This window comes from Acinetobacter sp. RF15B, assembly GCF_007558235.1.
Lineage (GTDB): Bacteria > Pseudomonadota > Gammaproteobacteria > Pseudomonadales > Moraxellaceae > Acinetobacter > Acinetobacter lwoffii_C.
In genome coordinates this window covers 37,253-47,246 of record NZ_VLSR01000019.1, presented here as the reverse complement: position 1 = coordinate 47,246, position 9,994 = coordinate 37,253, and the positions used below count along the sequence as shown (strand labels likewise).

Here is a 9,994-nt window from a genome sequence, read left to right as displayed (position 1 = left end):
ATTTGCGAGATTAAAACATTTCCGTGCTATTGCTACCCGATTTGATAAGCTTGCACGAAATTATCAGTCTATGATTTACATTGCTTGCATGTTTATTTGGTGTAAAGCCAAATGAGGACACGCCCTAAAGTAATCAAACGGATAGCTTGTGAGCTAATTTTAAATACAAGTACTTGCAACTTCCTTAAAAATCTTTATACTCTGTTCCTGCAATGGTAGCCCTGCCGGTTACTTCGCAATTGCACTCTATGAACCCCGCCAGGACCGGAAGGTAGCAACGGTAATAGAACTGTGATGTGCCGAAGCTTTGCTGGTAGGGTTGCCACCATATATTTAATTATAAAAATTATACATATTCGCAATCTCATTTATCCGATTAGATTTAAGCTCTTCTATGTAAAACCTACCTATCGCATTTTTTATTTAATTTTATTGCTCTATCAACACCTCAGTGTTTCGTCTGAAAGATGTATCATCATTGAATGAGTAGAAATTAGTAGGACTAAAGTTAAGAACTGGAAAGCTGAGTAAATCAATATATTGAAGAAAGAATAGGGTTAGTCTTCAGGCTTGCGGCTAATGGCTTTTATGATCGCATCCATTTCAAAACCACGATACATCAGAAAGCGGATCTGTTTAGCCTTAAGTTTGGGGTCTTTGCTGACTTCTGGCCCATATTTTTTAAGTTTAAGCTCATAAGCCTGTTGTACCCAGTCAGTTTCCTTGAGCTCTTCGGAAATCAAAGTAGTATCAATTTTCTTGCTTTTAAGCTTCATTTTAATTTGATTGGGGCCTTTGCCTTTGCGCTTTTGACTTGATAGCATGATTTCAGCGACACGCTGGTCGCTCTGGTAATTTTCTTTTGCAAGCTCATCGACCAAAGCGATGACCTCATTACGATCTTCTGCATAAAGCGCCAGTTTTTCGATCAGCTCAGCTTTGGAATATTCCTTGCGGGTTAAGACGGCAAAGGCATAAGAACGCAGACGAGAGCCGCTAAGGCCTGGTTTTTTCTCTTGCTTATCCGGCTGTCCAAATAAACTGTCTTCCGGATCAAATTCTGGCAAAACTTGAGACGGAACAGTTGAGGTGTGTACTGAATCTTCAGTATCACCAAACTGCTGCTTAATCGCTTCATAGTCCAAGAGCTTACTGAATTTTGCGTCCGACATGCTGATCTCGAATAAAGTAAACCAGTCCATCATAACAAAACGCCCCGTAGGGCGCTCTGGATGGTGTTTAAAGACTAAACAAATAATAGATTAGGCATCTAAAAGATCTGCTTCTTCTTTATCATCTTCTTCAGTGATTACGGCTTTGGTAAGCAGTTGCTCCCGAATCAGCTTTTCAATGGTTTTAGCCATTTCTTTATGTTCTTCCAGGTAGCGAATCGTGTTGTTCTTACCTTGACCAATCTTGTCGCCTTGATATGAATACCATGCACCGGCTTTTTGTACGATTTCTTGCTGTACGGCAAGGTCGATCAGTTCACCTAGATGGTTTACGCCTTTACCATACAGAATCTGGAACAGGGCTTCTTTGAACGGAGGCGCCATTTTGTTTTTCACAACTTTGACTTTGGTTTCAGAACCAATAATCTCGTCACCTTCTTTGACCTGACCGATACGACGAATATCCAGACGTACAGAAGCATAGAACTTCAGTGCGTTACCACCAGTCGTGGTTTCCGGGCTACCAAACATCACACCAATTTTCATACGGATCTGGTTAATGAAAATGACCATACAGTTTGAACGTTTGGCATTACCGGTAATTTTACGCAGTGCCTGGCTCATCAAACGTGCTTGCAGGCCCATGTGTGAGTCGCCCATTTCGCCTTCAATTTCGGCGCGAGGGGTTAGGGCAGCCACGGAGTCGACAACGATCATGTCAATTGCGCCAGAGCGTACCAGCATATCTGCAATCTCAAGTGCCTGTTCACCATGATCGGGTTGAGAGACCAATAGGTTATCAATATCTACACCAAGTTTACGGGCGTATTGAGGATCAAGCGCGTGCTCGGCATCGATAAATGCACATGTGCCGCCTGCTTTTTGACACTCAGCAATCGCTTGCAGGGTCATCGTGGTCTTACCTGAAGATTCAGGACCATAAATCTCGATAATACGGCCTTTCGGTAAACCACCAATACCGAGTGCAATATCAAGCGTTAATGAACCTGTAGATACAGCTTCAACTGCCTGCACGGTATTGTCACCAAGACGCATCACTGTGTTTTTACCAAACTGTTTTTCAATTTGGCTTAAGGCAGCATTAAGCGCCTTATTTTTATTCTCATCCATCTTATAACCTCAATACGATGTCACAAACTTAGTACTCAAGTGGATGTCTTAAATTAGAGCTTCGTTCCACAAGTGTATGGTGACAGAAAATGCCTTGCTATTCTATCAATGTCAGGTGTGTTGCGACACATTCTGACGCTTATATTTAATCATCATTATATGACCACTGCTGGTCAAAGTTCTGACTATTTTCATTTCTGAATTTACTGATGTCCCGACGGTCTTTTTTGCTCGGCCGATGATCGGGACGGGCTAGATTATGCAACTTTCTTTGTGATGCAATCAATTCCCGGCGTGCAATACTGACTTCAGTTTCTTCATAAAGTTTCTGTGCAACTGGCGCAGGACCGCGTACATCGGAAAGTTCTTTCACGACTACCGTTTTCTTGTCGATGCCTTGCTGAATCGTCAACTCCATTCCGACACGGACTTCGCGTGATACTTTAACCCGTTCGCCATTATGGTGGACTTTGCCTCCCTCAATAGCATTTTTGGCAATTGAACGGGTTTTAAAAAAACGTGCCGCCCACAGCCATTTGTCTATACGCATGCCTACCGCATCTTCAGGTAAAGACGATTTACGCATATTGCTTGCTTACCTCAGTCTGATTTAAATGGGTGATCAGTTCTGTTAATTGGTGCAGCATCGGATAATTGCAAGTCTCGCGTGCAACTTTGCCAGACGAGGGTTGCTGGATGCTAAACAGGTTCTGAATCCCGTAAGCACGGGCACCATTCAGGACTTTTTCGGTATCATCAATAAAATAAACCTGCTCTGGATTAAAAGGATGCAGGGCATTTAAACCTTGCCAGAATTCTACAAACTCTTTGGCATGTCCTATGCTTTCCGAGCTGACAATCACATCAAAATAATCTTTTAAATTCATTTGTTCGAGTTTAAACGCCAGACTGGCACAGTCGGCATTCGTGGTCAGCCAGATCGGATAATCGTTACTTTTCAGATAGTCGAGCAATTCAAGGCAATAAGGACGCAAAGCCACTTTATGTTTATATTCTATTTGCATGGCCAGGACGTCGACTCCAACTTTAGCCGTCCAGAAGCTTGAAGAGTACCAGTTTAGGGTATGATTGTGTTGTTGATAGAAGGCATACAGGGTAGCGCGGCTTTGTTCCAGGCTACAGCCATGTGTTTCAGCATAACGTACTGGTAATAATTCGTTCCAGATGAAATCATCATAGGCAAGATCAAGCAAGGTACCGTCCATATCAAAAAAAACGGCCGGTTTTTCTGAGCAATTCGACATATTAAGGTTTTCTATGTTTAAAACGACAATAACACCACAAGATCCCATGATTTTGCAGCTTGTGCCCATCTTGACACAGGCTTGTGAAATTTTGCGAGAAGAATATCAGCTTTATTGCTCGGGTGCTGCATTTGATATTGTCAAGAAAAGTGATGATTCTCCGGTGACACAAGCAGATTTTCGGGTGAATAAATATCTGACTCAAGCCTTGGCAGATATATCGGAGTTACCGTTATTGTCGGAAGAAGGTCATCAGGATCAGCGTCATGGATGGTCGGAATTCTGGTTGCTTGATCCTTTAGATGGAACCAAAGAGTTTTTGCACCAGCGGCCTGAATTTACCATTAACTTGAGTCTGGTGAGGGGGGGCTTAACTACCTTCGCCATATTGGCTGTTCCGGCTCAGCAGCTGATTTATTTCTGCCCCGAGCACGGCATGCCGTTGAAATATGATATTCACCATAATGTATGGTTCAGCTATGAAGCGGCGACGGATCATCAGGCTGTATATATTGGTTTGAGTCAGAGTAGCCAGCAGAAGCCGAAATATGTTGAATATCTGCAAAGCTTGGCTAAATTCACTTCATATAGCGAGTTTAAGGCAGGCAGTGCTTACAAGTTCTGTATGATGCTGGAAGATCAGGTGGATATTTATCCCCGATTTCACCCAACTGCTGAATGGGATACCAGTGCTGGCCAGTGCATGATCGAACGAATCGGTGGTGGCCTGATCGACCTGGAAGGGCGGCCATTCATTTATAACCAGCGTGAGACCTTGCTGAATGGCGGATTTATTGCTTATAAGAATCACAAGATGAAAATGCTTGCCTTAAAGGCATTGAGCGATATGCAGTCCAAGCATTGAGCAAAATCCTGAGCATGTTATAGTGAAGGATAATCCTTCACAAATGGAACTGGTCAAGACGTGTCCCTAAAGCTGCTTCCACCTAGCATGTTAAGTGCTATAGATTTATTACCTGATGGACAGACCCCGGTCACCTTGTTCACACGTCACTCGATCCGTGAAAATGTCCAGGGCCAAGGGCTGGCAGGCTATGATCTACAGTTGACTGAGCAGGGAAGAGAACTGGCACAGGAATGGGGGGCTTATCTGGCCGATCAGACAGATCGTATTATCCAGCATTGCATTTCCAGTCCGATCCAGCGCTGTATTGATACTGCCGCCTTAATGATTGAAGGCGCGGATGGAGTTACAGCTGAGCCGAATACTCATCGGATTGAAATTATTGAGCAAGGGCTGCTGGTCGAGCCGGGAAGCTTTGTATTGGATATTCAGCAAGCCGGCCCTTATTTTGCTAAACAGGGAGCGCTGGGTTTTATTAACAGCTTCGTCAATAATGCTTTGCCGGGAATGAAACATCCGATTCGTGGCGTAGTGGATGTATTGGAGTTAATTTATAACACTCATCCACAAAATAAGTATGCTGTGAGCCTTGCTGTGAGCCACGATACTATTCTGGCAGCCATGATTGCAGTGATGTCCGGTCGGCAGGAAGTAAGTCGCGAGGACTGGCCGGAAATGATGGAAGGGCTGTTTGTGTGGTTTGAGGGAGATGTATTTTTGGAGTCTAAGCTGAAATGGATCTGGCGTGGTAAGGTTTCAGAATTAAATATTCAGGATTTTAAAAACTTAAATCTCTAACTTTTTATTCTTTCTACGTTTTTCGTATTTTAAAAAGCTTGATACATGATGTTATCGGGCTTTTTGTATTTTGCTGTCTGGATTCCAGGCGATCAAAGTTTCCATTATTAAAAAATCTGGTTCGGTAACAGCGTAACTTAAAAACGCAATACTTTTAATCCGCTCACTGTCTGATAATAAAAAATGTTCCATGACACATTTTACTCATTTGGCTCCATCAATTTTCATTCATATTTTTTGTTTATCAGACAATAACCGATTGCAAATGAAGCTGCGTATAAATATGATTGTATCTTATATAAGTTGTTGATTTTATTTATTAAAATAAGTCTACCTTTTGGGGTTTTTTGTGCTTTTAGTGGGGGTTTAATATGAAAAATGTGATCAGGTGTTCACATAGTTATTTAAGTGTATGTGTATTATCGCTCATGTTGGTCGCATGTGGGGGCGGGGAAAATGATCAGAATGCAGATCAGGGAGGAAACCAGAATCCGAATGAACTTTATCCAGAACCGACTGTAGATGCGAGCTATGCCAATACATTGGGTTTTTATGATTATGATGCGGAATCCAAAACTCGAACGATACGTCATGATCTAAAGGGTGAGTTTCAAGCGATGGTGCAGTTTGGTCAGCAGCATGTTGTTGATCCGAATGGGAATGAAGCCAAACAGATGCCAAGATTAACCAGTGAAAAAGAAGCTTTGCTACTGGTTACGCCTGTGGCTGAAATGCAGGATATTACTTCACTTCAAGTTGATATTTATCAAGGTAATCAGCTGCTGCGTACTGTAAAGCTGGCAGATCCGACCAGAATTCCTGCATCAGATCAGAAAGGACAAGGTACCCGTCCATCTTTACAATATAGTAAGCGTGCCTGGTCAGTCCGATTAAACTGGAATGAAGTTAAGCCTGGTCTGAAATTACGTTTCAGTGACTCGAAAAACCGTAGCGGTGAACTCGCTGAAGAAGCGATTGATTTTGCTGCGCCAGGAGAACTGGTACTCAACAATATCCGTATCGGAATGTTAACCGATGCACCTGTTTCTGGTGGTCATAAAATGCTGCTAGAGCCGGAAAAATCGGGTACGGATTATTTTCAGACGATTCCTGCGGCACACATGACCGTGGCCAAATATGATGACATTAGTCTGGATAAAGTCATGATTGCGTCAGGTGTCATTTATGATAAGAATACGGGCAGTGCAGGAAGTGGGGATGTTTACAGTGGGGATATGCGTGAGAATGTCGGGAAATCTACATTTAGTGTAGGAATTAATCTGGCTAACTGGGGCATTACCAGTGCTTCAATGGCCAGTCAGGCACAGCCTCAGTTGACGCAAAGTGTCGTGGCCCATCACTCGCGGGGTAAATATACCAATGGTGAAAGTAGCCATGGCCTGAGTGGTGGGAATGGCATGCTGACTTTATATGATTCTATAGGAAATGAATTCAGTCATGAGATTGGACATCACTATGGTTTGGGGCATTATCCTGGGCGTGTGCAAATTGATCAGGATACGGTCAATGACTTTTTAACTGCCCATCATGCAGATAGCGGATGGGGATATATAAGCTATCGTAACAAGATGCGTGGTAATTTGAGCTGGAGCTCGTCAAGTTTGCGTGATGGTTCAAATGGTATTCCAAACTTTTTAAATCTGTTCCGCTATGGTACAGACTCTATGGCGGGAGGCTATCCGGACAGCACCATATCCAACTATACCCATTATACGGGCTATAGCACCTATTTAAGAATTCAGCCACATTTTGACCGTGCAGTCTGGGATGAAACATCACCGACAGGTTATAAGACCTGGAATAAACAAACCAGGACAATGGAGGCTTATCAACCTCAGATTCCTGCCAAGATGAACGCCGTCTGGTTTAATCGTCCAGATGGTTATTACTTAAAGCCACGTTTGTTCGGTGTGCCGGTATTTACGATTTTAGGGGGGTATGACCCGGTAAATCAGGTGGGCTTGCTTTACCCGGAAGCACGCGGGAACTGGGGAAATGTCTTTAATCTTCCAGAAGCAGATCTATCATCTGAAAATGCAGCCTGCTGGTTAAAGGTCCACTATCTATCGCATACAAAAACTGTAGCGCTGGCGCCTTCTCGTTTAGGCTCCAATGCAAATAAATTGCATGTGAATCTGGCTATCTCCGATCAGCCGAAAACGGTAGATTTATATTGCAAAAATGCGGGTGAAGAAGCCAAGCAGCTGTCACACCTTGAGATTAAAACTTATCCTGACGCCATTAAGCCAGCCGTTAAGATTGGTCGTCAGGCCGGCTATAGTGCGCTGCGGGCAATAGAACTGCCTGCCCTAGAGGAAGCCTTGGAAGCTCAGGCAGCCAGTACGGTCATCAATTTAAATGCACAGCAGCAGCTGATTGCTGACTCCTATACCGATCATATGGATAAACTGAGTCCTCTGGCCCGACAGCAGTTGATACGTTATCAGCACCAGCAGAATATTGTTCCGCGCTTTGATCGCTGGATTGCAGCTTATCAGCAAGATTTCTCTGCTGGAAAAGCACAGGCCATAACTTCATTTGAAAAACTCATGGTTAGGTTGGGGCTGAACAATGACAATATTCTTGCTGGGGCAATGCCAATTAAAAATAATGGCAAGAACTGTCTGAAAACTGAAACACTGACGGATGGTTCGCTTAATCTTTATATTAGTGGACCGAGTGCCTGTACGGGAGATTTAACAGAGCAATGGATGTTTGATGTATCGGGCCGAATTCACTCTGCGAAAGATCCGGGTCAGTGTGTCACCAGTACTGGCAGCTATGCAAAAGTGATTCTGGCGGTATGTGACGCTAATAATAGCAATCAAATCTGGACCATGAAGCCAGAGAACTCTACGATTATTCAAGCAGGGCAGTGTTTCGATCTTGGAAATGGTTATTTAACCAATAACCGGACTAACCTGTTACGCTATGCTTGTAATAATACCGCTGCCCAGGTATGGAGTACGCTAACACCAAGTTCCAGTTTGATTTTGGCGACAGCCAAGCCATTTAGCCTGGATTTATATGCAAAATATTTGCAGAATAAAGCCGCCTCTTTAGAACCGCCAGTAACCCACTAAGTTTTCGCTAGATTAAGAAAAAACAAGCTCTTTAAGGGCTTGTTTTTTTGATAACTTTTATTTAGGAAGTATAGTTACCAGTTAGAAACTAGCAGCGGGGTTGAAGCTGATTTATTTTGATTTCTGGCTCTTAAGTTTTAAATGATTGGATGAGTCATTTTTTGATTTTGTAAGAGTTGAGAGGAACAATCAATATTAATCTACATCATCACTTCAAGAGTGAAGATACTGAGTACAGTCAGTCGGATCATATCCAACTCACCTTGCTGCTTATGTATAAAAAAATAGAAAAAACGCGACACTACAGGGCAGCAAAAATATTTTCATAAAATTTAACAGTACTTTTATTTTGAATGAAGAAATAAGTGCTCGGCGATGTAAAATTAAACTATTCCAGGTTAAAAACTCGTTTTATTATTGTGTTTTTTTTAAGAGCTAATTGAGCTTAATTGAATTTTAGATACAAAAAAAGCCCTAATGGGCTTTTTTTGTATCGCGATTAGTTAGCAGCCAAAGCTTTAACTTGCGCATTTAAACGGCTCTTATGACGAGCTGCTTTATTTTTATGGATGATACCTTTATCAGCCATACGGTCGATTACTGGAACAGCTTTTTTGTAAGCTTCAGAAGCAACCGCATAGTCGCCAGCAGCAATAGCAGCTACTGTGCGTTTAAGATAGGTACGAACCATAGAACGCAAGCTTGCGTTGTGTTTGCGTGCTTTAACGTTTTGACGAGCACGTTTTTTAGCTTGAGCAGAGTTTGCCACTCGTGCACTCCTTGAAATAGATTGGTCTGGGCGGGCTGAAACTCAACTGAAAACCAACATCAGAAGAACTATCACCAGCCCGTAAACAAGTGCCATATTTTGATTAAACTAAGCACCGAAGTCAAGTCTTGACATGCTTTGGCAACATTTTAGATGCAGAAAAACTCTAAAGAAAACGTTAGATTAGTATTCCACTGAGGAGATCGTATAAAAAATGACTAAATCAATAACTCATCCTATGGTGATTGGCGCCAGTGGACTGGTCGGAAAACAACTCATACAGGACCTGCAAGTTGAGCCAAGTTGCGAGCAGATTACTGCTGTAGTCAGGCATTATCAGACAGACTGGGACAGCTTCAATAAAGTGCGCCAGCTGGTACTTGAAGACTTTCTGATGCTAAATGATCAGGATGTAAGCGGGCATACTCACGGCTTTAGTTGTCTGGGTACGACCATAAAAAAAGCCGGTTCCAGACAGAGTTTTTACGATATTGATTACACGATTAATGCCCATTTTGCAGAATTGCTTCAGCAGACCGAGGCTCATTATTTGTTGCTGAGTGCGATGGGTGCAAATCCGCAATCGCTATTTTATTACAATCGGGTCAAGGGTGAGCTGGAAGAATATGTTCAAAGTCTGTCTCTGGACAGAATTAGCCTGATTCGCCCCTCACTTTTACTTGGCGAGCGCGAAGAGCCGCGTTTTCTGGAAGATACAGCGCAACAGATCTATCATAAGATCTCAAATTTTATCCCCGATACTTTTCAATATAAGCCGGTGACAGCCGCCCAAGTGGCTCATACTATGGTCGAGGCAGCACGAACTCAAACGGTAAAGTTTGAAATTTATGATAATTTATATATTCAAAAAATGAAAAGAGGCTAAATAT

Annotated in this window: 9 protein-coding genes, 1 other RNA gene and 1 pseudogene; 6 read left to right on the top strand and 5 right to left on the bottom strand. The window is 42.7% G+C overall.

Going from position 1 to position 9,994, the window contains the following annotated elements:
• Both E2K74_RS12195 and ffs read left to right on the top strand, forming a co-directional pair.
• Window positions 1–115: pseudogene (locus E2K74_RS12195) on the top strand (IS5/IS1182 family transposase); the annotation flags it as partial.
• A gap of 107 nt (window positions 116–222) precedes the next feature.
• An RNA gene (gene ffs, locus E2K74_RS12190) (signal recognition particle sRNA small type) lies at window positions 223–319 on the top strand.
• A gap of 238 nt (window positions 320–557) precedes the next feature.
• On the opposite strand, the gene E2K74_RS12185 is transcribed toward ffs, so the two are convergent.
• From E2K74_RS12185 to E2K74_RS12170, 4 genes are all read right to left on the bottom strand, one after another.
• Window positions 558–1,172, bottom strand: a complete 615-nt coding sequence (locus E2K74_RS12185; RefSeq protein ID WP_151207897.1) for a regulatory protein RecX — start codon at window positions 1,170–1,172, stop codon at window positions 558–560.
• 90 nt (window positions 1,173–1,262) lie between these two features.
• Window positions 1,263–2,303, bottom strand: coding sequence for a recombinase RecA (gene recA / locus E2K74_RS12180; protein ID WP_151203792.1), 1,041 nt, complete (start codon window positions 2,301–2,303; stop codon window positions 1,263–1,265).
• Window positions 2,304–2,448: 145 nt separating this feature from the next.
• Window positions 2,449–2,889 (bottom strand): RNA-binding S4 domain-containing protein, encoded by a 441-nt coding sequence (locus E2K74_RS12175; RefSeq protein WP_151203790.1) that lies wholly within the window; start codon window positions 2,887–2,889, stop codon window positions 2,449–2,451.
• Window positions 2,882–3,568, bottom strand: coding sequence for an HAD-IA family hydrolase (locus E2K74_RS12170; protein ID WP_151207895.1), 687 nt, complete (start codon window positions 3,566–3,568; stop codon window positions 2,882–2,884). The genes E2K74_RS12175 and E2K74_RS12170 overlap by 8 nt, the downstream gene beginning before the upstream one ends.
• A gap of 13 nt (window positions 3,569–3,581) precedes the next feature.
• Between E2K74_RS12170 and E2K74_RS12165 the strand changes: the two genes are divergently transcribed.
• The 3 genes from E2K74_RS12165 to E2K74_RS12155 all read left to right on the top strand — a co-directional run bounded on the left by E2K74_RS12165 (window position 3,582) and on the right by E2K74_RS12155 (window position 8,335).
• Window positions 3,582–4,433 (top strand): 3'(2'),5'-bisphosphate nucleotidase CysQ, encoded by an 852-nt coding sequence (locus tag E2K74_RS12165; protein WP_151207893.1) that lies wholly within the window; start codon window positions 3,582–3,584, stop codon window positions 4,431–4,433.
• Window positions 4,434–4,493: 60 nt separating this feature from the next.
• Window positions 4,494–5,231, top strand: a complete 738-nt coding sequence (locus E2K74_RS12160; protein WP_151207891.1) for a histidine phosphatase family protein — start codon at window positions 4,494–4,496, stop codon at window positions 5,229–5,231.
• A 371-nt stretch (window positions 5,232–5,602) separates the two neighbouring features.
• Window positions 5,603–8,335, top strand: a complete 2,733-nt coding sequence (locus E2K74_RS12155; RefSeq protein ID WP_151207889.1) for a M66 family metalloprotease — start codon at window positions 5,603–5,605, stop codon at window positions 8,333–8,335.
• Window positions 8,336–8,834: 499 nt separating this feature from the next.
• On the opposite strand, the gene rpsT is transcribed toward E2K74_RS12155, so the two are convergent.
• Window positions 8,835–9,104, bottom strand: coding sequence for a 30S ribosomal protein S20 (rpsT, locus tag E2K74_RS12150; RefSeq protein ID WP_151203782.1), 270 nt, complete (start codon window positions 9,102–9,104; stop codon window positions 8,835–8,837).
• 214 nt (window positions 9,105–9,318) lie between these two features.
• Between rpsT and E2K74_RS12145 the strand changes: the two genes are divergently transcribed.
• On the top strand, window positions 9,319–9,990 hold the full coding sequence (locus E2K74_RS12145) for a nucleoside-diphosphate sugar epimerase (RefSeq protein ID WP_151207887.1): 672 nt from the start codon (window positions 9,319–9,321) through the stop codon (window positions 9,988–9,990).
• Window positions 9,991–9,994: the final 4 nt, after the last annotated feature.